The following is a 24,498-nucleotide window of genomic DNA, read 5'->3' as shown; positions in this document are numbered from 1 at the left end:
CATGACCGGCGTTGTCGTTTGAGGGGTGGCGAATCAGCCCTTGGGCGTGACCCACACCGCCACCGGCACCGCGAACTTGCCCGGCGCGGGCTTGCCGACTTCGACGCGGTCGGCGGTGACGAGCTCGCCGGTCTCGAGATTGAAGGACACCCACGGCTTGGGCATCCGGCCGAATACCATTTTCTGGATGGGCTGGCCGGTGGCCGTGTTCATGATCGTTGCGGTAATGCTCATCCGCGCGGCGTTACCGGTCCTTCCGCCCGCCTGTCCAGACCCGGATAGCGTCCGCACGCCCCGCCATTTCGACAGCTTCATCCGACAAGGCGTCGATCCGACCGTGTTTCGATCAACTGACTCGTATCCTTTGCTGCGTAGTCGCTTGCCGTGCAGCGTTTTGTATCTTCCGGGGCGGCGTCGTCCGCGATCCTTGCCATTGCCGGTGCGGCGGTCGCCAACGCCTTGGCGCGGGATGACAGCGACAATGCCAGCCTGGTCGTGATCCGGTTCGGTTGAGCCGCGGACGATGGGGAAGGATCCTCATCGTCCGCACCAATGCTGCACTGCTACCGGTTCGTGGTGGACACCGTCGCAAAGGCCTGCGGCGCGTCGCGCAACTGGAGATAGATCCGACCGTCGCGGCTCGCTGGCGTGGTGATCTTGGCGGCGACGAAGCCGTCGGGGATCGCCTGCATCGAATCGGGCTGTTCGCTCGCGCCGATCGCTTTCACCAGGAACAGCCGGTCCCCGCCGATCTGGCAGCGCTCGCGCCCGGGGCAACTGACCGAGCGGATGTCGGGCAAGCGTACGATCGTTGCCAGCGGCGTCCAGTTGGACGCGATGTCGTCATGCCAGACCCGGAATCGGACCGGACCGTAGGCCAGCGCGCCCAGTGCCTCGATCGGCGAAAACGCGATGATCCCGGTCGCCGCGTCCTGCAGATCATAGCCCTTGCCGGGTTTTATGATTCCGGATGCCCGCCCGTCCGCGGTCGCGACCTCGATCGACTCCTGGCCGTCGAGCGGCTCCATCGCATCCTTGTGAAACGCGAAGCTGATCCGTGCGTCCTGCGCGAACACGTTGGGGTCGCGCATGACGATGGGGATGGTGCCGTCGTGCGCGGGCGTCTGGCCCGCGATCCGGACGAGCACCGCTCCGGTCCGGCGTGCGGCAATCGTCACCGGCATGGTCTTGCGGCGGCCTGCGCTGAAGGTCACTTCCGCGGTCAGGCTGGTTCCCGCGCCGATCGTCTGCGCCTGCGCCGGGTCGTTCGCGAGCAGCGTCAGCCGGTCCTGATTGTCGACCCGCGTCAAACCCCCGGGATGGAACGTCATCGGCCCCATCGTCATGCTGCGCACCTGGTCGAGCCGGGCACCGGTCAGGATCGCCTCGCCATCCCCCGCGTGGAAGGACAGTTCGTCGACGCTGCTGGCCTCCTGCAGGGCGGACAGCGTCACCACGGCCGGGGTCGATCCGGCGACCCCTTCGATCACGATCGAGACCGGTCCCGGAGCCATTTTTTCGAGGGGCAGCGTCGCGACGATCCCGCGAGTGCCCGCCTGCTTCCACGGTACCGGCCGGGGCGCCCCGTCGCCCCGGCGCACCGAAACCTGCGACACGCATCCCGCGCCGCCGCCGAGGATCTCGACATCGTTGGCGCGGCCGACGACGAGCGACGTGCCCTCGGCCGTCTTCCAACTGTTGACGAGTGGGTTGGACAAGGCGAAGTTCGGCCCGTCAAACGGGGTAAAGCCCCAGGTGCCATGCAGCTGCGCCGGAATCGCGCCGCCGAACGGTCCGTTCGGAATGGGCCCGTCCAGCACATAGCCGCCGCGGCGCGCCTCGGCGTGGACCGGAACGTCGACCAGCGTCCCGTCCGGACGTTTCAGCCGCAACGCCATCTCGCGGGCGAATTGCGTTGCGTAGATCAACGGTGCGCCCTCGACCGGCAACACCATGTCGGGGGATGCGCACAGCGCGATGTCAGGCGTGGAGGGACGCAAGGGGGGCGGCTTTGCAGCCTCGATCGCGGGCATCGCGACGACCATGACCGACGTCGGCTTGGCAAAGGACAGGGGCGTGTTGAGCAGCAGGGTCGCGCGCCCGTTGCCGATCTGGGCCAGTGCCGGGATGAACTGCAGCTGGGTCGACTGGAACGCACCGAGCAGGCGGAACATGTCGCGCACCACGCCGATGTACGAACTGTACGAGCCGTAGCCTGCCTGGGGCGTCGCGCTGAGCTGGAAGGCGAGATCGGTCGGCGCGCCAGCGAGGGTGGAGGCCAGTGCCGAGCTGTGCGTGTCGGCCAGCAACAACGTCTCGCGGTCGCCGGTCAGGCAGGCGGCCTGCAGCTCGGCGGGTTGCTGGAGGCATTCCGCTTTGAGCTTGATCGACAGGCTGCGCGTCAGCACCTGCGAGGCGGCGGAGACGCTTTCGGGGTTCTGCCGTTCGGCCTTGAGCGTTTCGCGCAGGAAGGCGTCGAGCCGGGCCCGGTCCAGCGTCGCCTGGTTGAGTTCCTGCACCGCGCGGACGAACGCGCCGGGGCGTTTGCGCACCGTGCTGATCACGGCATTGGCGCCACCGCCACTTTCGGGAATGACGAGCAGCGCCATCTGTTGCGCGCCCTTGGGGACGGTCAGCGAAAAATCGGCGCCCTTGCCCTTCCAGCTACGCGCCTCGTGAAACCAGTCCTTGGCAGGCCGGTCGATCGCGCCGCGCAGGAAGCCCGCCACGATGCGAAAGCCCTCGGTCTGCTCCTCCGGCAAATCGAGTTTGACCGAAACGAGATCGCCCTCGACGAGATTGGGGACCGACTCGAGCGGCAGCGTCACCGCGCCATGCTTGACCGTGACCTCGACCTTGGGGCCGACCAGATCGAAGGATGACGACGCCGCTTGCGTCGACGAGGTGGCGCACAGTCCGACCAGCGGCGCGGTGCAGGTGAGGGCAAGCCATCGCGCGCGGCGCAGCATGGATTTGGGCATCGCTCTGAAATGCATCAGATCTCCTGCTTCCCACGTGTGTTCACAATAAGGCTCGTGTCGTTGCGGGGGCTTAGCTTTTGTGCGGCGCGGCGCAAGAGGGCGTCGCATTCCGGTCCTAAGCTGCGACGCGCGAAAGGTTGGCAAGCGCTCAGGCCTCCGCCTCGTCCAATGCGCGGGCATAGGACCGCGGGTTGTCGAGATACCGCGCCAGGAAGGCGTCCGCCGGGACGCCGCGTCCGTACAGAAACCCCTGGCCGGCATCGCAGCCCGCCTCGCGCAGGGCCTCCGCCTGCGCGCGGGTCTCGATCCCTTCCGCGATGACGTTGATCCCCAAATTGCGCCCGATCGTCGCGACGCCCTTGATGATCGCCTGGCTATGGGCGTCGCTCACCACGTCCTGGACGAACGAGCGGTCGATCTTGAGGCGGGACAGCGGAAAGGTCTTCAGCGCGCTGAGCGATGCAAAGCCCGTTCCGAAATCATCGAACGCGATCCCGACGCCGCGCATATGGAGCGTCCGCAGCGGATCGAGCTCCCGCCGATCCTGGCGCAACGCGATCGTCTCGGTGATTTCCAGCTCCAGGTCCGCCGGCGCCAGGCCGTGCCGCGCGAGCGTCGTTTCGACCGTTTCGACGAGCATGCCGGCATGGAGCTGCGCGGCGAACAGGTTGACCCCCATGCGGATCCCCGAAAGCCCGGCGAGTCGCCATTGCGCGAGCGTGCGACAGGCTTCGTCCAGCACCCACCCGCCGGTCTGGAAGGCGAGCGCATGGGTTTCCAGAATGGACAAGAATGCCTTCGGGAAGAGCAGGCCCAAGGTCGGATGGCGCCAGCGCAACAAGGCCTCGGCGCCCACCAGGCGGCCGTCTGCCAGGCTCACTTGCGGCTGGAAATGGAGCTCGAACTGCTGCTTGGCAAAGGCGTGGCGGAGTTCGTCCTGGAACACGCGGGTCGCCGCGAGCTGCTTTTCCATCCCCGTGTCGAAGATGCGGTACCGGCTTCCGCCATCGTTCTTGGCCTTGAACAACGCAAGATCGGCCCGGATCAACAACGCTTCGGTATCGCGCGCCTGCAAGGGCGCGATCGCGATCCCCACGCTGCCGGCCAGCTTCAACTGGTATCCGTTGACCGCGAACGGACGATTGATCAGCTCGAGCAACGTCTTGGCACGCTCCCGAATGGCGCCCAGTTCGCTGCCGTCGGCGAGCAGCAACGCGAATTCGTCCCCGCCGAGCCGCGCAACGACTTCGCCCTCTTGGGTAAACGCCAGGGTGCGCAGCGCCAGCGCCTGCAGCAGCGCATCGCCGGTGGCGTGGCCGAGGTCGTCGTTGACGGTCTTGAACCCGTCCAGATCGAACACGATCACCGCAGCACTGGCGTTCTTGCGCAGATGCGCGGACACGCACGCCTTGAACGCCGTGCGGTTGAGCAGGCCGGTGAGCGGGTCATGATTTGCGCGATATTCGAGCTGCTCTTCGCGACTGCGACGCTCCGAAATGTCCTGAATCTGCGCACCAAATCCGACGCCAAGCGGTCCGCGCCAGATGGTCAGGAACAATTCGATCGGGAATTCCGACCCGTCGCTACGCAGCGCCATGAGTTCGAGCGGCCGGCCCGCGAGGTTCGATTCCGCGCCTGCCGCGACCCGGGCAAAACCGTCCGGATGCGAACCGCGAAAACGGGGCGGAACGATCCGCGCCATATCCTGCCCGGTCATTTCCGCGCGGCTATAGCCGAACATCTCCTCGGCGCCCACGTTCCAGAACGACACGCGGCCGGCCGCGTCGGTCGTGATCAGCGCCATGTGGGCGCCTTGCGCGAAGGGCGCCAGGATTTCCGAAACGCGGTCCCCGTAACGCCGCTCGAACAGGTCGACCACGATGCCCGCCATGCGAGTCAGCATTGCGGCATGTTGCGGGGTGAATTGGCGCGTGATCGTGTCCAGCACGCAGAAGGTCCCGATCCGATGGCCATCGGCGGTGGTCAACGGTGCGCCGGCGTAAGCGCGAATACCGGCAAGCTGCACCAGCTCGCTATGTGCAAAACGTGGATCGGTCGTTGCATCCGCGACCAGCAGCGGCGCGCTATCGCCGATCGCCTCGCTGCAGAACGACTTTGCTTTGGCGAGGATGGTCAAATCCGTCCCATGATGCGATTTCAGCCACAGATGATCTTCGGCGACCAGGACGATCGCGCAGATCGGCGCTTCGAACAATTCCGCTCCAAGGGCGGTCATCTTGTCGAAATCAGGCTCCGGCGGACTGCCAAACAAATCGTAGCGATGGAGCGCGGCAAGACGACCCGTTTCATCGCCGCCAGTGTCATCGTCGTGAAACAATTTTCTATCCAGACATCCGCCTTACGCGCCAAGACCATGGCCGGCTCAAATTACCTAGTTATTAACAAAAGCTTTTATAAAGAATATTTAAAACGTTTTCTAATGAATTGGACGGTGGCAGAAACATTTTTCAGGGCCGGCGCAACGTCGCGTCATCGCGCGCCTTGCGGCTGCTTCGCCGGTCAGCGACAGGCGCGCCAGCCCAAGTCGCCCCGGTCTGCCTCGTCGAGATGCAGATGGTCACGGTGTGCGGCGTTATAGTCCGGCGACAGGACGGTCGCGAAGATACGGCAACTCCCATCGCGGGCCGCGTGCAGGAACCGTCCGCGCGCATCGTCGCGGGACCAGTCGCGCAGTACCGACACGCGTCGTCCGTCCGCCAGCACGAATGTGCTGACGTCGATGGCGTTCCCCGTCGCGTGCTCGCTCCAGCTGCCACCCGATCGGCCGTACATCCGACGACACGAGTAGCTGCCGAGATGTTCGATCCGCGCCACCGTCGTCCCGAGCAGGCGCTGCGCGGCGGGCTGGACCACCTGTGCCTGCCAGAGCAGCAGGCCGGCGGCGACCGGGCAGGCGGTGGCGACCGTTGGGCTGAGCACCAGCATGTCTTGCCGCGGCACGATGCGCACGCTGTCCTGCATGCGGCACTGATCGCTGCCATGTGGCGGCACGGCAGCGAATTTCAGGCCTGCATCGCGCAGCAGCGCGCGACAGGCAGGCGCGTCGCGCCCCAACGCTGCGAGCTTGCGCCCGGTGAACAGCCCGGGCGGCTGGTCCAGCCGAAGGGGCGTCCACGGCAGATCCTGTGGCGCAGGGCGGACAACCAGGAAAACGACCAGCGCGAGCGCGACGAGGAGTGCGAGCGTTGCCACATGACGCAACCAGCGGAGGGCAGTCGCCACGATCATAGCGCAATGCAACGCCGCACGGGCAGCTTTGGCTGCGTCGGCCTACGCCCTTCAGTCGTAGCGCGCGACCCACATCGTCGCCAGGATATCGCTCTCGGTCGGCGCCGGGCTGTTCGCGGGCGCGACGCCCTCCGCCACCGCCTGCCGCGCGACCGCGGTCGCGACGCGTAGCGCGATGTCGCGCAACCGGGTGATCGGCGGGAGCAGGGTGCCGCCTTCGCCGTCCATCGTCGCCAGTTCGCGTGCGGCCGCCATGAACATGCCTTCGGTCACGCAGCGCGCGCCCACGGCGAGCGCGCCTAGCCCGACGCCGGGGAAGATGAAGACGTTGTTGACCTGCGTCACGCCCGCGACCCCGAACGGGCTGCCGGTGCCGACGATCGCGCGACCGTCGGTCCAGTCGAACAGGTCGGTCGGATGCGCCTCCGCGCGCGAGATCGGGTTGGACAGCGGAAACAGGATCGGGTGCTCGACCCCCGCCGCCATCGCGCGCACCACCGCCTCGCCGAACGCGCCGCTTTGCCCCGAGGTGCCGACCAGCACGGTCGGCCGGATCCGCTCGACCGTGCCGAGCAGGTCGAGCGGGATCGGGATGTCGGTCTCGTGCCGCGCGAGTGCCGTCTGCGACGGGGTCAGCCCCGGCATGCCCGCGACGACCAGCCCGTCGCGATCGACCGCCCAGATCCGCGTACGGGCTTCGCCATCGCTCAGGCCATCTGCGACCATCGCGCGCACCAGTAGTTCGCCGATCCCGCATCCCGCAGCGCCTGCGCCGAACAGCACGATCCGCTGGTCCGCCAGCGCGCCGCCGGTCCGCCGGATCGCCGACAGCAACGTGCCGAGCGCGGTCGCCGCGGTCCCCTGGATATCGTCGTTGAAGCTGAGCAGTCGGTCGCGATAGCGATCGAGCAGGCGATGCGCGTTATGGCCCGCGAAATCCTCCCATTGCAGCAGCACGTTCGGCCAGCGTTCGGAGACCGCGGTCACGAAGCTCTCGAGGAAGGCGTCATATTCGTCGCCGCGGACTCGCGCATGCCGCCAGCCGACATACAACGGATCATCGCGCCGCGCGGCATTGTCGGTCCCGACGTCGAGCAGGATCGGCAGCACTTCCGCCGGATGCAGCCCGGCGCACGCGGTGTAGAGCGCGAGCTTGCCGATCGGGATGCCCATCCCGCCCGCGCCCTGGTCGCCGAGCCCGAGGATGCGTTCGCCATCACTCACCACGATCACCTTGACCCGGTCGAACGCGGGGTCCGCGAGGATGTCCGCGATCCGGTGCTGGTTGGGGTAGCTCAGGAACAGCCCGCGCGGGCGGTGCCAGATTTCGCTGAACCGCTCGCACCCTTCGCCGACGGTCGGCGTGTAGATCAGCGGGAGCATCCGCGGCAGGTCCCGCTGGACCAGCGCGTGGAACAGGATCTCGTTCGAATCCTGGAGTTCACGGAGGAAGGCATAACGGTGGAAATCGTCCGCCATCCCGTCGAGCGCGCGCGTCCGCCGGTCGATCTGGCTTTCCAGCGTCCCGATGTGCGGCGGGAGCAGCCCGTGCAGCCCGAACGCATCGCGCTCCGCCTCGGTAAAGGCGGTGCCCTTGTTGGTCAGCGGATCGGCGAGCAGCGCGCGCGCGGCAGCATGGATGGCGGGAGCGATGACGGGGGTCCTTCTCTTAGAAGCGCAGGCTGATCCAGCCGGCGAGGAAATCGGAGCTCTTGAAGCCCGCGTCGCTGAGCGCAGGCCCGGCGGCGAGATGCTCGTAGCGCCCGGTCACCGAGATGCGCGGCGTCACCGCCCACACCGCCTGCAACCGCGAGACGTTGGCGATCCGCGCAGCGCGGAAGTTCTGCGTTCCAACGAATGGCGCGCCGCTTGCGCGGTACACCGCATCGGTGACATTCGCGCGCCAGTTGAGCGCATATTCCGCGGTCACGCGGAGCGACTTGGCGGGCGATACGGTCACGTTGGGGGCGAGCGTGACGAGGTTCGACGGCGTCAGGAACAATTGATAGCTGTAATAGATGTTGTTGCCGAACGGCGCATAGGCGTTGTTCAGCGTCCGCCCGCCATAGCCGCCGCCGCCGCTCGAATAATCGAAATGGGCGCCGACGCGCGGGGCGGTCTTGGCCTTGCCGACGCGGTAGGTCTGCGCGACGAAGAACTGCCACGCGTCGATCCGCTGGTCGATATAGGTGCCGAATTGATGGTTGACGGTCCAGTCGATCGTCAGCGGCCCCGCATCGCCATACGCATGGACGCCCGCATAGAAACGCTCCGCCGGGCCGATCCGCCCGCCCCAGGCGCCGACCGAATTCTTGCGCCGCCAGAAGAACGGATCGACGAACAGGCTCGACCCGCCGAACGCGGTCTTGGGCACCGCGAAGCCGAGCGACACGCCCGAGAAGCGCCGCGCCGGATCGCTCACGTCGTCCTCGGTGCCGAGATCGCCGTATGCGGTCGGCTTGAGATCGAACAGGTCGGCGCGGACGGTCTTGCCCTTGGCCCACAGCCGGATGCCGTTTAGCGTATAGCGGATCGTGTTGTTGTCGCGCTGCGAGACGAGCAGGTTGGGGCCGTCGGTGAATTCCTGCCGCCCGTAGCGCGCGCCGAGCTGGACCGAGCCGATATCGACGTCGCCCTCGACGAACGCCTGCTGGACGGTGAGATCGTTGCGCAGCGTCGCGGCGGGCGCGCCGAGCTCGACACCCGAAATCCCGCCATGCGCGACCTCGATATAGCCACGCAAATGCGAGCCCAAGTGCAGGTCGGCACCGCCGACGATCCGCAGAATGTCCTGCCGCTGCGCCTTGCTCTCGCGCAGATTGGGGTTGGTGGTGTGGTTGATCCGCAGCCGCGCTTCACCCGACAGCGTCAGGTAGATGTCGCCATTCGGGTCGAGCGGCAAGAACTTGAGCCGGTCGAGCGGATCGTCGCGCTTCGCCGGGTCCGCCATGCCGCGCCAGTCCTCGGCCCAGCGCGACAAATTGTACCCGTTGGCGTTGGCGCCATCGCCCGACCCGGCGGCGGGATAGCCCGTTGCGATCGGGGTGGCGGGGGCCTTTTCGACCGAACTCGACTGCGCGAGCGCCGACGATGGGGCGAGGACGAGGCCGGCGAATGGCACGAGGATGGCCGTGGCGGCGCGCAGCCGCGAAAGTTTCGTCATGGAAAGTCCTTTGGCGCTTAGTTGGCGACGCTAAGCGCGGCAGGGGCGGGCGAGAGGGCCGGCGCCGGAAGCACCTTGCCCGAGAGTGCGGCGTTGAGCTGCGCGACGTCGAGCTTGCCCTCCCACTTCGACACGACGACGGTCGCGACCGCATTGCCGATGAAGTTGGTGAGGCTGCGGCACTCGGACATGAAGCGATCGACCCCGAGGATCAGCGCCATCCCCGCGACCGGCACCGACGGCACGATCGAGAGCGTCGCCGCGAGCGTGATGAACCCCGCGCCGGTCACGCCCGCCGCGCCCTTGGACGACAGCATCGCGACGCTCAGCAGCAGCAATTGCTGCCCGAGCGTCAGGTCGACGTTGCACGCCTGCGCGATGAACAGCGCTGCCAGCGTCATGTAGATGTTGGTGCCGTCGAGGTTGAAGCTGTAGCCGGTGGGGACGACCAGCCCGACGATCGACTTGGGGCAGCCTGCGCGTTCCATCTTCTCGATCAGCGAGGGCAGTGCGCTTTCCGACGACGAGGTGCCGAGCACCAGCAGCAGTTCGGCCTTGAGGTAGAGGATCAGCTTGATGATCGAGAAGCCGGTCAGCCGCGCGACCAGCCCGAGCACGACCAGCACGAACAGCAGCGACGTGCCGTAGAAGGTGGCAACCAGCGTCGCGAGATTGGCGAGCGTGCCGACGCCGTATTTGCCGATCGTGAATGCCATCGCGCCGAACGCACCGATCGGTGCCGCGCGCATCACGATGCCGACCAGCCGGAAGAAGGCGATCGACACGTCGTTGAGCAGGTCGACCACCTTGGTGCCGCGGTCGCCGATCAGCGCGAGCGCGATCCCGAACAGGATCGAGATGAACAGCACCTGCAGGATGTTCCCCTGCGTCATCGCCGACAGGAAGGTGTCCGGGATGATGCTGGTGAGGAAGCCGGTCAGCGTCGTTTCATGCGCCTTTTCGGCATATTCGGTGATCTTGGACGTATCGAGCGAGGCTGGATCGATGTTGAGCCCCGCGCCCGGGCGGACGACGTTGGCGACGATCATCCCGATGATCAGCGCGAGCGTCGAGAAGAAAAGGAAATAGGTGAAGGCCTTGCCTGCGACGCGCCCGACCGAGGCGAGATCGCGCATCCCGGCGATGCCGGTCACGATCGTCAGGAAGATGACCGGCGCGATCACCATCTTGACCGCCTTGATGAAGGCATCGCCGATCGGCTTCATTGCCTCGCCCGCGTGGGGCGCGAAATGACCGAGCAGCACGCCCGCGACGATCGCGGTCAGAACCTGGAAATAGAGCTGTGCATACCAGCGCTTGGGGGCGACGGGCGGCTGGTCGCCAGCGGCGGGAATCGAAATGGTCATGGGGCCTTCATCCTCTGGGTCGCGAGGTTCTGCTCTGCGGCGATACCTGTGGTTGCAGTATTGCCGCCAAGATGCTGCGGCCGGGGCGTAAATGCGACGAGTCGAATATAGACACAAAAACAATGGCTTACGCATCATCGCGTTAGCGCGGTGTGCCGACTTTGGGCGCGCAGTGCACGCCCGTGTGCCGAAAGTTGCACATGACAGGGAGGCTGGTACAGTCGCGCATGGCCCGGCTGTTTCCCGTCCAGCGATATGCGATCCTGCTCGTCGCGCTGCTGTTGGCGGTCGCGGTCGGTTGGGGGACGGGCACCGCGGTCGAACAAAGCGCACGTGCGCGGCTGGCGACGTCGGTCGCGGCCGATGCGCGCTTGCGCGCGGCGCTGCTGGCGAGCGAGATCGCCCGGTTCCGGCTCCTTCCGCTGGCACTGGCCGATGACCGCGACGTGGTCGCCGCGCTGGCCGGGGGGGCGGGGGCGACCGATGCGCTGAATCGCAAGCTCGAACGGCTGGCGGCGCTCACCGGGGCGGCCGCCATGTATGTCATCGCCCCCGATGGCCACGCGATCGCCGCCAGCAATTTCCGCAGCAGCCACAGCTTCGTCGCCAGCGACTATCGCTTCCGCCCGTATTTCCAGGATGCTCGACGCCGGGGGGAAGGCCGACAGTTCGCGCTGGGGACGGTCAGCAACCGCCCGGGGCTGTACCTCGCGCGGCGCACCGCGGCGGGCGGGGTGGTGGTGGTCAAGCTCGATTTCGCCGCGATCGAGCGACAATGGGCGGCCGCCGGGGGCGTGACCTATGTCACCGATCCCGCCGGATTGATCCTGATCGCGAGCCGCCCGGCGTGGCGGTTCGCGACGACCCGGCCGCTGTCCCCAGCATTGCGACAGCGTGCGCTGCGCGAGAGCGGTGCGGCGGCGCTGCGGGGCGTGCCGTTCCAGCGTGACGGCGCCGGGCTGATCCGCATCGCCGGCATCCCCGGCGCGTTGCTGGTCGAGCAGACCGCACCCGATTTCGCGGGCTGGCGGGTGACGCTGGCGCAATCGACGCGTCTCGCGGTCGATGACGTCGCGCGCGCGGTGGCGGCCGCGGCGGGCGTGCTGGCACTGGCGCTGATCGGTCTGGCCTATGGCGCCTGGTCGCGCGCGCGCCGCCGCGCCGAGCGCACCAGCCTGCTCGAAAGCGCGGTCGCCGACCGGACCGCCGCGCTCAGCCGCGAGATCGAGGAGCGCGCCGCGCTCGAAACGCGGGCGGGCGCGCTGCGCGAGGCGTTGCGCCAGGCCAACCGGCTCGCGACGCTCGGACAGGTCACCGCCAGCGTTGCGCACGAGACCGCGCAACCGGTCGCCGCGATCCGCACCTATGCCGCGACCGGCGAGACCCTGCTAGACCGCGGTGCGACCGAGCAGGTCCGCGGCAACCTCCGGGCGATCGCCCGGCTGACCGAGCGGATCGGCGCAGTGACCGCCCAATTGCGCGGATTCGCGCGCAAGGCGAGCGGCGAGATCGGTCCGGTCGCGCTCACCGACGTCATCGAGGGGGCGCAACTGATCCTGCGCGACCGCCTGTCGCGCGTGGCGGTGGACTGGCCGACGTTTCCGGCGGGCCTCGATGTCGTCGCAGGACGGATCCGGCTCGAGCAGGTCCTGGTCAACGTGCTGCAAAACGCGACCGAAGCGGTCGCGACGGTGGACGCGCCGCGGATCGTGGTGACGCTCGACCGACGCGCGGACACGGTCGTGCTCCAGATCCGCGACAACGGGCCTGGCATCGCGCCTGACATCGCGGATCGGCTCTTCACGCCGTTCGCCACCAGTCGGGCGGCGGGACTCGGGCTCGGGCTGGTGATCGCCAAGGACATCATGGAGGATCTCGGCGGGCATCTCCGCCTGGTGCCGGGGGGCGGGGGCGCCTGTTTCGAGATCCTGCTGCGGCGCGCGCCATGACAAGCACGCCGCCCCGCGTCGCGCTGATCGAGGATGACGAGGACCTGCGCGTCTCGACCACGCAGTTGCTGGCGCTCGCCGGGTTCGCGGTCGATGCCTATCCCGCCGCCGCGCCCGCGCTCGCGGCGATCACGCCGGATTTTGCGGGCGTGGTCGTCACCGACGTCCGGTTGCCGCTGCTGTCGGGGACCGAGCTGTTCCATCTGCTGCGCACGCGCGACCCGACGTTGCCGGTGATCCTGATCACCGCGCACGGCGATGTCGCGATGGCGGTCGACTCGCTGAAGGCGGGGGCATGGGATTTCCTGACCAAGCCGTTCGACCCCGACGTGCTGGTCGCCGCCGTCACCCGCGCGGCAACGGCGCGGGCGCTCGAACTCGAGAACCGGACGCTGCGTGCCGCCGCACTCGCGGAGGCCGACGATGGGCTGATCGGTCAGTCGCCCGCGATCGAACGGCTGCGCGCGATGATCCCGACGCTCGCGGACGCCGACATCGACCTGCTGATCGAGGGCGAGACGGGGACCGGCAAGGCGCTGCTCGCGCGAAGGATCCACGCGGCGGGCAAGCGGCGGCGGCATCGCCTGCTCGGGGTGGCGTGCGCGGCCTATCCCGATGCGCTGCTCGACGGCGACCTGTTCGCGCGGGTCGGCAGCGGCAGCGTCGTCGCGGCGAGCCGGGGGACGCTGCTGCTCGACGATCTCGACCAGGCGTCGCGCGCGTTGCAGGCGCGGCTGACCGCGCTGGTCGAGGCACGCGCGCTGGTTACGCCCGGCGCGCGCGACACGATCCCGATCGACCTGCGCGTGATCGCGACCGCGGCGGAGGAAGGCGCCCGTCGCGAGGATGCGATCGCCCCCGCGCTGCTCTACCGGATCGCGGCGGTGCGGCTGCGGATCCCGCCGCTGCGCGAACGGCGCGAGGATATCGTGCCGCTGTTCGCGCATTTCGTCGGCGAATCCGCCGCACGGCTGGGCCAGCCGGTGCCGGCGATGAGCGGCGCGGCGCAACATCATCTCGCGACGCACGACTGGCCCGGCAATGTCCGCGAACTCGCGCATTTCGCGGAACGCTTCGTGCTTGGGCTCGATGCGGCGGTGGCCGCGCCGGACGACCGGCCGCAGAGCCTGCCCACGCGGCTCGATGCGTTCGAACGCGCCGCGATCATTGCGGCCATGGGGGCTGCGAACGGCGAGGTCGGCGCCGCGATCGAACAGCTCGGTATCCCGCGCAAGACCTTCTATTACCGCGTGAAACGGCTGGGAATCGCGCTCGGTCCGTTGAAGCGGGCGGGGTAACGGGACGGGCGTGCGTCAGCCGACGCTGCGTTCGCCATGTTCGAGCATCGCCGGGATCACCAGATCCTCTTCATCCGCCAGATGCCGCGCGAGCAACGCCATCAGCCGGTTGGTGGAGTCGGCATAGTCGTCGCTCGCGCTCCGCACCGAATCCGCGCCGCGGGGTAGCGCCGCGACGACCAGCCGGGCATGCTCGAGCGCGGAGAGCAGCGCCCCGTGGATCAGCTGATGGTCGTTCTCCAGCAAGTCGAAACCGGTCTGCATTCGCGGATCGAGCGCCCGGAACTTGGGGAAATAGGCCGAGTCCTCGATCTGGTGATGCCCTTCGAGATGCCGCAGGAAATGGTTGAAGCGCGGGACGAACGTCCGCTGGAACGTGGTCGCGTCGAGGGTGCCCTCGCGAAACGCCTCGGTGATCTTCTGCAACTGCCCGCCCTGTTCGCGCAGACTTGCGTGGACCCGCAGCCAGAAGTCGGCAAGCTCCCCGAAATTATGATGCTCCCGCCACGTCGGCGCGGGGTAGGTTTCGCGCAGATACGCGATCGTGTCGGGGATTCCGAGCCTGTTGGCGAGCAACCAGGCGTCTAGATCTTCTGCCATGCCCGGAGCCTTGGCGACGCGGTATGCACAACGCAACACCTGATCGCCCTTTCCATTGCTGCAGGTGGCTGCTCTACTTGCGCAATGACCCTGCTCCGCACCCTCGCCGCGCTCACCGTTTCCTCCGCGATCGCGCTCACGCCGCTCGCCGCGCAATCGACCTATGACTCGGTCGACCCGATGATCGGCACGGGCGGCGAGGGACATACCTTCCCCGGCGCGGTCGCGCCGTTCGGGATGGTGCAGCTCAGCCCGGATACCGACACCGGTCACGTCATCCGCGATGCGTACAAATGGGCGGCGGGCTATCGCTATTCGGACCCGACGATCGAAGGCTTCTCGCACACGCACTTTTCGGGCGCGGGACATTCCGACCTTGGCGATTTCCTCGTCATGCCGGTCGCCGGCGACACGGTCCCGCTCGAACCGGGCGATGCGGCGAAACCGGGGTCGGGCTATCGTTCGCGCTTCGACCATCGCAGCGAAGTGGCGTCCCCCGGCTATTATGCGGTAACGCTGACCGATCCCGGCGTCCGCGCGGAAATGACCGCGGGGACTCGCGTCGGGGTGCACCGCTACGCTTTCCCGGCGGGCAGGGCGGCGCATCTGGTGATCGACCTGCGTTCGTCGCTGTACAATTATCCGGGCAAGATCCTGTGGTCGTCGCTCCGCCTGCTGCCCGACGGAACGCTCGTCGGTGCGCGGCAGACCCGCGGCTGGGCGCCCGACCGGCAGCTGTTCTTCGCGATGCGCTTCTCGGCGCCGCTGACCGGCCACGGCTTCGTCAGTACCGAGCAGAACGTGCCGTACAAGGGCTTCCAGGGCCCCGGCCGCGACAGCGACGCGGTGGCCGAGCGGCTCGGCCGCGCGCTGGTCGCCAGGCTGGATTTCGGCCGGCTCGCGCGCCCGCTGGAGGTGCGCGTGGCCATCTCCTCGGTCGATGAAGCGGGCGCGATCGCCAATCTCGCCAGCGAGACGGGTGGTTTCGACGCGATCCGCGCGAAGACGGTCGCGGCGTGGCACAAGGCGCTCGACGTGCTGACACTGGAAGCACCCGCGCCGATGCGCCGCAACGTCGCGACCGCGCTGTACCACAGCCTGCTGGCGCCGTCGGTCGCAGGGGATGTCGACGGGCGCTATCGCGGGCCCGACAATCAGGTGCATCTCGCGAAAGGCTACACCTTCCGCTCGACCTTCTCGCTGTGGGATACGTTCCGCGCCGAGCATCCGCTGCTGACGCTGGTCCAGCCGCCCGCGACGACGAGCGAGATCGTCCGCTCGCTGATCGCGAGCCGCGAGGACAGCCCGTACGGCATCCTGCCTGTCTGGCAGTTCCAGGGGCGCGAGACCTGGACGATGATCGGTTATCACGCCGCCCCGGTGATCGCCGACGCCTATCTCAAGGGGATCCGCGGGTTCGACCCCAAGGCCGCGCTCGACGCGATGGTCGCGAGCGCGACCTATGCGCCGTACGGCGGGCTCGGCGATTACATGAAGCTCGGCTACGTCCCGATCGATCGCGAGCCAGAGGCCGCCTCCAAAACGGTCGAATATGCGTATGACGACTGGACCGTCGCGCGCATGGCGGCGGCGATGGGGCGGTCGGACGTCGCCGTAACGTTCGGCAAGCGCGCCACCAATTGGCGCAACAGCTTCGACCCCAGGACCGGCTTCGTCCGCGCGCGCAAGAGCGACGGCGCGTTCCGCGTGCCCTTCGACCCGACCGCGATCAATTACGGGTCGGACTATACCGAGGGCAATGCGTGGCAATACAGCTGGTTCGTGCCGCAGGACCAGGCAGCGCTGACGGTCGCGCTGGGGGGCGACCAGGCGACCGTCGCCAAGCTCGACGCAATGTTCGATTACGACAATTCCAAGCTCGACTATAGCCATGCCGAGGATATCGCCGGGCTGATCGGCCAGTACATCCATGGCAACGAGCCGAGCCATCACGTCGCCTATCTCTACAGCTATGCCGGCGCGCCGTGGCGGACGCAGGCGCGGCTGAAGCAGATCGTGGAAAGCCAGTATCATCCCACGCCCGACGGCCTCGCGGGGAATGACGACCTCGGGCAGATGTCGGCGTGGCTCGTCTTTACCGCGCTGGGCTTCTACCCGGTGACGCCGGGGAGCCTCGAATATGTCATCGGCCGCCCGTTCGTCGATCGCGCGGTGCTCGCGCTTCCCAATGGCCAGCGGTTGACGATCAGCACCGAAGGGCTGGATGCGGCGCATCCGTACGTCGGTGGCGTCACGCTGAACGGCGTAGCGGTGACCAAGGCGTATTTGCGCCACGACCAGATCGTGGCGGGCGGCACGCTGCATTTCCGGATGCAGGCCACGCCCGACAAGGCCTGGGCCACCGGCGCGGCGGACCGACCGTTCTCGACGAGCACGCCGCGCTAACCGATACTCCCGAGCGCCCTGACCCTTGCGCGTGCGTGAATCTCGTTCTGGGAGAGGACGACGGTTGCCGGTCGCACGCGCTCGATCACCGATCGGACGAACGGGCGGATCGACGGATTGGTCAGCAGGCAGGGGATCTCGCCTTCGCCCGCCAGCCGGTCGAACGTCTCGCGCACCGCCGCGATGAACCCCTGCAGCGCCGAAGGCGCCATCGCCAGCTGGCGGTCGTCCCCCTGGCCGACGATGCTTTCGGCAAAGGCGGTGTCCCAATCGGCCGACAGGGTGACGATCGGGATCGCACCGTCCAGCGCCTGTTGCGCGGAGATTTGCCGGGCGAGCCGGGCGCGGACGTGTTCGGTCATCTGCGTCAGGTTGGCGGTGATCGGCGCGGCCTCGGCAATGCCTTCGAGGATGGTCGGGATGTCGCGGATCGACACGCCTTCCGACAGCAGGTTCTGCAGGATCCGCTGGACGCCTGATACGGAGATTCGCGCGGGGACGATCTCGGCGACCAGCTTGGCCGAATCCGGATGGATTTCGCCGAGCAGCTTCTGCACTTCGGTATAGCTCAGCAGGTCGGCGATGCTGCCCTTGACCAGTTCGGTCAGATGCGTGGTGATGATCGTCCCCGCATCCACCACGGTCAGCCCGCGGAACCCCGCCTCCTCGCGCAGGTCGCGGTCGATCCACAGGGCGGGGAGATTGAAGACCGGTTCGCGCGTCGCTTCGCCGGGAATCCCGACCTGCCCCCCGCCCGGGTTGATGACCAGCAAGCGGTCGAGCCGGATTTCACCGCGCGCCGCCTCGGTTTCCTTGATGGTGACGAGATATTCGTCGGGCTTGAGCGCGAGATTGTCGATGATCCGGACCGCCGGGAGGACGAAGCCGAATTCGGTCGCCATCTGCCGCCGCAGCGCCCGGACCTGGTCGTCCAGCCGTGGTTCGCGCGTCGCATCGTTGATGATCGGGAGCAGGCCATAGCCGATCTCGATCCGAACCGCGTCGATCGCCAGGGTGCGCGAGATCGGCTCCTCCGCGCTCGCGGCGGCGTCGGCTTCGGCCGCGGCATGCGCGGCAGCGGCGCGGGCGGCCTTGGTGGCGGCGCTGCGCGACAGGGCCCAGGCGGCGTACCCCGAGGCCGCGGCGAACAGCGCAAACGGCAGGAACGGCAGGCCGGGCAGCAGCGCCAGCGCGCCCATCAGCGCCGAAACCATCCCGAATGCCTTGGGATAACGCCCGAGCTGCTCGCCCAGGGCGGCGCCGGTCTTTCCCGCCACTCCCCCTTTCGAGACGAGCAACCCCGCCGCCATCGACACGATCAGCGCCGGGATCTGGCTGACCAGCCCATCGCCTATCGTCAGCAGCGTATAAGTGTGGAACGCCTCGCTGAAGGGCACGCCGTGGATCGCGACCCCCATCACCAGCCCGACCAGCACGTTGATCGCAGTGATCAGCAACGCGGCCATCGCATCGCCCTTCACGAACTTCGACGCACCGTCCATCGCGCCATAGAAGCCGCTCTCGGCCTCGACCTCGGCACGGCGTTCGCGCGCCTGTTGCTCGGTGATCATGCCCGCCGACAGGTCGGCGTCGATCGCCATCTGCTTGCCGGGCATCGCATCCAGGCTGAACCGCGCGGCGACTTCGGCGATCCGCCCGGCACCCTTGGTGATGACGACGAAGTTGATGACGACGAGGATCGCGAAGATCGTCAGCCCGATCACGGTCTCCCCGCCGATCAGGAATTCACCGAACGCGCCGATCACGCCACCCGCGGCTTGCGCGCCCTCATGCCCGTGCGCGAGGATCAGCCGGGTCGAGGCGAGATTGAGCCCCAGCCGCAGCATCGTCGCGATCAGCAGGATCGTCGGGAAGGCGGACAGCTGGAGCGGTTTCTCGATGAACAAGGCGGTCATCAGGATCATCACCGACAGTGTGATCGACAGGGCCAGGCCCAGGTCGAGCATCCACGCGGGCATCGGCAGGATGAGCATCGCGATGATCGCGACCACGCCGATCGCGAGTGCCATGTCGCGATTGGCCCCGATCTGGCCGAGCAGGCGGTTGAGCAAGGGCATCGCCTATAGCGCCGGGGTCACGGCGATCCCCGCCTCGACGAACGCCTTCAACTTGTTGCGCATCGTCCGTACCGAGATCCCGAGGATCTGCGACGCCGAGGTGCGATTGCCGCGACACCGCTCGAGCGTCAGGAGGATCAGGTCGCGCTCGACATCCTCGACCGTGCGACCGACCAGCGCATCCATCTCGGCTGGCCCGGTCGAAAGGCTGCAGGTCGCGGCGATGCACGCTCCGTCCGCCAGCACCAGCATGTTCGGCGCGATATCGGGACCTGCGCTGAGCAGCACGGCGCGGTGCATCACCTCCTGCAGTTCGGCGACGTTGCCCGGCCAATCGTAGCCCGCAAGCAGGCGGCAGGTTTCGTCGGTCAGGCGTGGCGCAACACGACCTTCGGTGGCGGCGAAGCTCGTCGCGAAATTGCGCGCAAGATGCACGATATCGGTGCCCCGCGCACGCAGCGGGGGCAACACGATCGTCGCCAGCGCGAAACGCGCGAGCAGATCCGAGCGGAACCGCCCGGCATCGACCAGCGGATCGAGGGCACGGCGCGCGCTGGCGATCAGGCGGGGCGCGCCCGGGTCGTCGAGCACGGTCAGCAGGCGTGTCTGCAACGGAGCGGGCAGCACCTCGATATCGCGCAGGAAAACCATTCCGCCGCGGGCGGTGGTCATCGCGCCGCGCCGCTGCGCGCGCGCTTCGGGGAAGGCAGTGCCGTCATGGCCGAACAGTTCGTATTCGAGGATATCGGGCGCTACGCCCGCGCATTCGATCGTGACGAAGCTGCCCGCGCCGCGCCCGCCTTGATGGATCGCCTGCGCAACCCGTTCCTTGCCGGTGCCGCGCTCCCCGGTCAGCAGGATCGGCGCGTGACTCGCGCCCATCGCGCGGGCGAACTCGGGCGCGCGCGTGAAGGCAGGATGCTCGCCGATCAGCGGTCCGGCCGGCAACGCAGCGATCTCGCGGATCGCAGCGGCAATCAGGTCGCGATCGGGCGGCAGCGGGACGTAATCGCGCGCGCCAGCCCGGATCGCGGCAACGGCGCGGGCTGCCGACGCATCGATCCCGCACGCAATCACCGGGACGGCGAAGCGCTCCGCGGCGAGGTCCGCGAGAAACCCGCAAACATCCGCCGCCACGTCGATCATGACCAGCGCGGCACCCTGTTCGCGCAAACAGGCGAGCGCCGCGCCGACGGTCCCCGCCGTCGCGACTTCTGCGCCCGCATCGCGTGCCATGCCCGCGGCGACATGAAACGCGCCGTCGGGCGGACCGACGAGCAGCATCCGGACGATCGATCCCGCCACCGGCTCAGCGCCCCGCCCGGACGATTTCGGTCAGCGTCACGCCGAGCGAATGATCGACCAGCACGACTTCGCCGCGCGCGACGAGACGGTCGTTGACGAACACGTCGACCGGCTCGCCGACGCGCCGGTCGAGCTCGAACACCATCCCGGTGCACAGGCCGAGCAGGTCACCGACCGGCATCTGCGCCCGGCCGAGGACGGCCTGCACCTTGACCGGCACCTCATGGACCGCTTCCAGCCCGGTTGGGGTGGCCTGTGCCCGCGCGGGGGGAAGGTCGTCGAACGGCTGATAGACGGGGCTCGCCGCGTCTTCGGGGGTATCCGCCAGCATCGGCAGATCGTGCGCGTCCACGCCTGCTGCGGGGAAAGGGGTGTCAGTCATGGTCTGCTCCATCACGCGTTCATCCACTGGCGCAACACCGCCGCTGCCTCGGGCGGGCTCGACGCCACGCTGTCCCCGATCTTCTTGAGGACCGAGGCCTTCACCCGGCCGTCGACCTGCGCGACGGTGATTTCATGGTCGAGCAACGGCTGGTCGCTCTGCGCCGCCTGCAACGCCTCGAGCCGGCGCAGCGCGTCGGGGTCGCCGCCCGCTGCCTGTTCCGCGATCGCGAGCATCTCGGCCTGCTGATCGGCGAGCGCGGCCTGGGAATCCTCGACCTCCGGCGCTGGCAGCGGCTCCCGTCGGGCCCGGATCATGCGCAGCGCGATCAATCCGACCCCGGCAATCACCAGCAGCTTGACCAGCCCGACCAGCTGATCGGAGGTCAGGACCGCCCACCATGCCGATTTGGCGTCCGCGGCCGCCTGGTCGGCGGCAAAGGCCATGCTTTCGACCACGACGCTGTCGCCGCGTTGCGCGTCCAGACCGACCGTGTTTTCGACCAGGCGGGTCAAGCGCTGGATTTGTGCCGCCGGCAGTCCCTTCGTGCCGCCGTCCACCATCACGGCGACGGTCAGTCGGTTGACCTTGCCGGGGGCGCGGACGACGACGCTGTGCGTCGCGCTATTGGCATAGGTGGTGTCCTCGGACGCCTCCTTGCGCGCGGTCTGGCGCGTATCGTTGCCGCCGTTCGCCGCTGGCTGACCTTGCGCTTCGGGCAATTGCGTCGCGACGCTCGCTGCACCGGTACCCTGGAGCTCGCGGTTCTGGTCGTCATTGTCGACGGTCGTCTGGTGCGCGATGACCTGCTTGTCGGGATCGAAGACGGTCGAATCCTCGCGCGTCTGGTCGCGGTCGATCTGCGCGGACACTTCGGCGCGCACCTTGCCCTGGCCGACGATCGGCTCGAGCAATGCCTCGATCTGGTCGCGCAGCTTGGCTTCGACCTGGGTCTGGCGCGCGTCGGCGTCCGCGGCACCGGCGGCATCCGCCTGGCCCGCCCGCGCCAACAGGGCTCCGGTCTGATCGACGATCGACACCGCCTCGGGCGACAGGTCGGGCACGGCAGAGGCCACGAGGTAGCGGATCGCCTGGATCGTCTCGGCGGGTAACCGTCCGCGCGTCTTGACCGTGACGGCGGCGGAGGCCCGGCGCGCTTCGGCGGCGAACATCTGGCGCTCGGGCATCACCAGATGGACGCGGGCATGCGTCACTGCCTCGATGCTCTGGATCGAACGGGCGAGTTCGCCTTCGATGGCGCGCGTCTCGTCGAGCTTTGCGCGCGCGGCCGACACGCCGAACGGCTGTTCGGCGTCGAGCACGTCATAGCCGATCTTGCCGCCGAGCCGGTCGCCCGCCAGCGTCATGCGCAGGGCGGCGACCTTGTCCTGCGGCGCCATGACCGCGCTGCCATCGGCCGAAAGCTGGAACGGAATGTTCTGCGCGCGCAGCTTCTCGCCGATCGCCGCGGCCGCGGTCGGGTCGAGATCGGTAAAGAGGAACGCCATGGTGCGATCCTCGCCGCGCAGCGCGACCAGGCCGAGCACGGCGAGCAACGCCGCGGCGACGAGCCCCATGATGATCAGGCGCTTGGGCCCCAATTGGGCGATCAGATTGCGGAACTGCTCCAAGCGCGACCCCGTGGCGTTGCGGGGCGGCGTGGCCCCTTTGCCGAATTATAGGGAGGGGGCGGGGCGGCAGGTGTTGCCGGGCGGAAAAAGTTGCCGGGTCGGCGGGCGGGGTCAGGACGCGAGCAGCGCCGCCGCCTGGCTGGCGAGCGCCGGACGGCCGAAGTGATACCCCTGTCCGAGTTCGCAGCCCAAGTCGATCAGCAGCTGCGCCTGGGCAGGAGTCTCGATCCCTTCCGCGACGATCGTCATGCCGATGGTGTGCGCCAGCGCGACGATCGCCCGGACAATGCCGTCGCCCTTGCCATGCCCGTCCATCGCCGTGATGAAGCTGCGATCGATCTTGAGCACGTCGAACGGCAGCCGATGCAGCGATGACAAAGACGAGAAGCCGGTCCCGAAGTCGTCGAGACTAGTCTGCACGCCCCATTTGCGGATTTCCTGGATCACCTGACACGTATGATCGATGTCGACGATCGCGGTGCTTTCGGTCAGTTCCAGGCGAATCCGTGTCGGATCCACGCCTGTTTCCAGCACGATCTGGCGGACGCGAGCGGCGAAACCGGGCTGGGCGAACTGGCGCGCCGAGATGTTGATGCTGATGAACGGAGGGCGGTTCCCGACACTGGGCCAGGTTGCCGCGGTGGCGCACGCCTGCCGCAAGACCCAATCGCCCAGGAAGAGGATCAGGCCGCTGTTTTCCGCGACGTCGATGAACTCGGCGGGCAGCAGGCGACCACGGATCGGGTGGTTCCAGCGGACCAGCGCCTCGAACCCGCACACCGCCTTGGCCGAATCGAGCGTCACGATCGGTTGGTAGTCGAGTTCGAATTCCTCTCGCTCGATCGCGTCGCGCAGCTCGTTGGTCAGCCGGGCACGATCATGCAGCGCTTCGCTGAGCGCCTCGCTGAACCCGACGGTCCGGCCGCGCCCGCCCGCCTTGGCTTCGTACATCGCCAGATCGGCATCGCGCAGCAGCTGATCGACCGTGGCGTGAGCGACATGTCCGGTGGCGTAGCCGATCGAGGCGCCGACGTGACCGGACTCGTTCGATAGCGCCAGGTTCTCGTGCAGCCTCGTCGCGATCCGTTCGATCGTGGCGTCTCCCGCCAGATCCTCCCCCGCGAGATGCTCGATCAGAACCGTGAACTCGTCACCCCCCATGCGCGCGGCCGAGGTGCGGTAGGCGCAGCCTTCGGCGTCGCGCTGCGCCTCCAGTTCCGCAAGCGTGTCGCGCAATACGTCCGCAACGCGGATCAGGACGCGGTCGCCGGCGTGATGGCCAAGCGTGTCGTTGACGAGCTTGAACCCGTCGAGATCGAGAACCATCACGGCAAGCGCATGCCGCCGGATCGGCGCCAGCCGATCGAAGCTGGCCTGTAGCCGGTCGTTGAACAACGCGCGGTTGGGCAGCCCCGTCAGCGGGTCGTGCAGCGCATCGTGGATCAGCGCGCGCTGGGCACGGTCGCGTTCGAAGACACGGCCCAGCTGGACTCCGGCCTGTTCGAGGATCCCGATCATCTCGGGATCCGACGGGATCGCCTGGCGCATGTAGAATTCGAGCACGGCAACGACCTCGTCCCCCGCCAGCACCGGAAAGGCACAACCTGTTCCGAGACCACAGCGTTCGGCGATCGCCGCGCGCACGAAGAGCGAGGAATGTCCGAGATCGGCGATCCATTCCGATCGCGCGCTGTCGAACACCCGACCGGGAAGGCCCTCGTCACGCTGGAAGCGCGTTCGGCGGGAGGCTTCGACAAACGCCATCGCACCGGTCGCATCGGTCGCTCGCCAGATATCGCAGCCCTCGACGTGCGTACGGTCGTCCGACACCATGAGGACATTGCCGATGGTCCAGTTCATGCGCTGGCAAATGGCCTCGAGCGCCGCCCCCAGCGCCTCGGGAATGCTGCGCGCCCGATTGGCGAGATCGGTGATGTGCTGCAGCAATTGCAGTCGCTGCTGACTTTCGTACAGCGTGCGCAAGCCATGCTCGGCGATACGTTCCGCCTCGAGCCGTGCCTTGCGCTCGCGTTGCGCCATACGCTCGGCGCGGGCAAGGCGTTGCTCTGCCGTGGGAGGTGCCGCCACT

17 protein-coding genes are annotated in these 24,498 nt (G+C 67.9%); 4 read left to right on the top strand and 13 right to left on the bottom strand.

The features are described 5' to 3' along the window. Nucleotides 1–33: 33 nt before the first annotated feature. On the bottom strand, nucleotides 34–234 hold the full coding sequence (locus L8K25_RS14875) for a hypothetical protein (protein ID WP_010214848.1): 201 nt from the start codon (nucleotides 232–234) through the stop codon (nucleotides 34–36). A 150-nt stretch (nucleotides 235–384) separates the two neighbouring features. Between L8K25_RS14875 and L8K25_RS22725 the strand changes: the two genes are divergently transcribed. Further along, entirely contained in the window at nucleotides 385–513 is a 129-nt protein-coding gene (locus L8K25_RS22725; RefSeq protein ID WP_277923657.1) for a hypothetical protein, read from the top strand. Between the two features lie 50 nt (nucleotides 514–563). Here L8K25_RS22725 and L8K25_RS14870 read toward each other — a convergent pair whose 3' ends face one another. The 6 genes from L8K25_RS14870 to L8K25_RS14845 form a co-directional block, all read right to left on the bottom strand. Continuing rightward, nucleotides 564–2,996, bottom strand: a complete 2,433-nt coding sequence (locus tag L8K25_RS14870) for a hypothetical protein (RefSeq protein ID WP_242139768.1) — start codon at nucleotides 2,994–2,996, stop codon at nucleotides 564–566. 133 nt (nucleotides 2,997–3,129) lie between these two features. Then, a complete protein-coding gene (locus L8K25_RS14865) occupies nucleotides 3,130–5,319 on the bottom strand; it encodes an EAL domain-containing protein (RefSeq protein WP_242139767.1) in 2,190 nt (729 codons plus the stop codon). Nucleotides 5,320–5,501: 182 nt separating this feature from the next. After that, nucleotides 5,502–6,230: an extensin family protein gene (locus L8K25_RS14860; protein ID WP_242139766.1), complete on the bottom strand. Its 729-nt coding sequence runs from the start codon at nucleotides 6,228–6,230 to the stop codon at nucleotides 5,502–5,504. A gap of 51 nt (nucleotides 6,231–6,281) precedes the next feature. Next, nucleotides 6,282–7,934, bottom strand: a complete 1,653-nt coding sequence (locus L8K25_RS14855; protein ID WP_242139920.1) for an NAD-dependent malic enzyme — start codon at nucleotides 7,932–7,934, stop codon at nucleotides 6,282–6,284. Then, nucleotides 7,900–9,393: an alginate export family protein gene (locus tag L8K25_RS14850; RefSeq protein ID WP_242139765.1), complete on the bottom strand. Its 1,494-nt coding sequence runs from the start codon at nucleotides 9,391–9,393 to the stop codon at nucleotides 7,900–7,902. The genes L8K25_RS14855 and L8K25_RS14850 overlap by 35 nt, the downstream gene beginning before the upstream one ends. 17 nt (nucleotides 9,394–9,410) lie before the next feature. Beyond that, nucleotides 9,411–10,760 (bottom strand): dicarboxylate/amino acid:cation symporter, encoded by a 1,350-nt coding sequence (locus L8K25_RS14845; RefSeq protein ID WP_242139764.1) that lies wholly within the window; start codon nucleotides 10,758–10,760, stop codon nucleotides 9,411–9,413. Between the two features lie 227 nt (nucleotides 10,761–10,987). Between L8K25_RS14845 and L8K25_RS14840 the strand changes: the two genes are divergently transcribed. Together L8K25_RS14840 and L8K25_RS14835 are read left to right on the top strand one after the other, a co-directional pair. Continuing rightward, a complete protein-coding gene (locus tag L8K25_RS14840) occupies nucleotides 10,988–12,709 on the top strand; it encodes an ATP-binding protein (RefSeq protein ID WP_242139763.1) in 1,722 nt (573 codons plus the stop codon). Then, nucleotides 12,706–14,007, top strand: a complete 1,302-nt coding sequence (locus L8K25_RS14835) for a sigma-54 dependent transcriptional regulator (protein WP_242139762.1) — start codon at nucleotides 12,706–12,708, stop codon at nucleotides 14,005–14,007. Before L8K25_RS14840 ends, L8K25_RS14835 begins: the two co-directional genes overlap by 4 nt. 15 nt (nucleotides 14,008–14,022) lie before the next feature. Here the strand turns inward: L8K25_RS14835 and L8K25_RS14830 are convergent, their stop codons facing one another. Then, a complete protein-coding gene (locus tag L8K25_RS14830) occupies nucleotides 14,023–14,607 on the bottom strand; it encodes a hemerythrin domain-containing protein (protein WP_242139761.1) in 585 nt (194 codons plus the stop codon). Nucleotides 14,608–14,691: 84 nt separating this feature from the next. Here L8K25_RS14830 and L8K25_RS14825 point away from each other — a divergent pair, with 84 nt between their 5' ends. Then, entirely contained in the window at nucleotides 14,692–17,013 is a 2,322-nt protein-coding gene (locus L8K25_RS14825; protein ID WP_242139760.1) for a GH92 family glycosyl hydrolase, read from the top strand. On the opposite strand, the gene flhA is transcribed toward L8K25_RS14825, so the two are convergent. From flhA to L8K25_RS14800, 5 genes are all read right to left on the bottom strand, one after another. Further along, a complete protein-coding gene (flhA, locus tag L8K25_RS14820) occupies nucleotides 17,010–19,091 on the bottom strand; it encodes a flagellar biosynthesis protein FlhA (protein ID WP_242139759.1) in 2,082 nt (693 codons plus the stop codon). The two genes, L8K25_RS14825 and flhA, sit on opposite strands and share 4 nt — an antisense overlap. Before the next feature lie 3 nt (nucleotides 19,092–19,094). After that, nucleotides 19,095–20,396 carry a sigma 54-interacting transcriptional regulator gene (locus L8K25_RS14815; RefSeq protein ID WP_242139758.1) on the bottom strand — a complete coding sequence of 434 codons (1,302 nt, stop codon included), beginning with the start codon at nucleotides 20,394–20,396 and terminating at the stop codon, nucleotides 19,095–19,097. Nucleotides 20,397–20,400: 4 nt separating this feature from the next. Further along, entirely contained in the window at nucleotides 20,401–20,778 is a 378-nt protein-coding gene (gene fliN / locus L8K25_RS14810) for a flagellar motor switch protein FliN (RefSeq protein WP_242139757.1), read from the bottom strand. An 11-nt stretch (nucleotides 20,779–20,789) separates the two neighbouring features. After that, entirely contained in the window at nucleotides 20,790–22,409 is a 1,620-nt protein-coding gene (gene fliF / locus L8K25_RS14805; protein ID WP_242139756.1) for a flagellar basal-body MS-ring/collar protein FliF, read from the bottom strand. 111 nt (nucleotides 22,410–22,520) lie between these two features. Then, a complete protein-coding gene (locus L8K25_RS14800) occupies nucleotides 22,521–24,497 on the bottom strand; it encodes a GGDEF domain-containing protein (protein WP_242139755.1) in 1,977 nt (658 codons plus the stop codon). Nucleotide 24,498 lies beyond the last annotated feature (1 nt).

The sequence above is a fragment of the Sphingomonas sp. TREG-RG-20F-R18-01 genome, assembly GCF_022662475.1.
GTDB lineage: Bacteria > Pseudomonadota > Alphaproteobacteria > Sphingomonadales > Sphingomonadaceae > Sphingomonas.
The sequence above is the reverse complement of the archived record's forward strand: the minus strand, read 5'-3'. Positions and strand labels throughout refer to the sequence as shown.